General features: G+C 70.2%; 1 protein-coding gene. It reads left to right on the top strand.

All coding sequences use genetic code 11. The features are described from left to right. Positions 1-15 precede the first annotated feature (15 nt). A partial coding sequence (locus FJ658_RS15060; RefSeq protein WP_219995788.1) for a BCCT family transporter occupies positions 16-208 on the top strand: 193 nt, incomplete at its 3' end.

Genomic DNA, 208 nt, shown 5'->3' with positions numbered 1-208 from the left:
CCCCCGGACACCGGGATGATCGCCGTCGGGGTGGCGGTGGTACTGGCCGTGGTCGCCTGGGCGGCCCTGGGCACGGAGAACTTCTCCTCGGTGTCCACCACCGCGCTGGACTGGGTGCTGGCCAACTTCGGCTGGCTGTTCACCCTGGCCGCCGACCTCTTCCTGGTGCTGTGCGTGGTGATCGCGCTCAGCCGCTTCGGCCGGATCA

It is taken from the genome of Schumannella sp. 10F1B-5-1, from assembly GCF_006517535.1.
GTDB lineage: Bacteria > Actinomycetota > Actinomycetes > Actinomycetales > Microbacteriaceae > Schumannella.
Note: the sequence above shows the minus strand (reverse complement) of the source record. Positions and strands in the feature narration are given on the sequence as shown.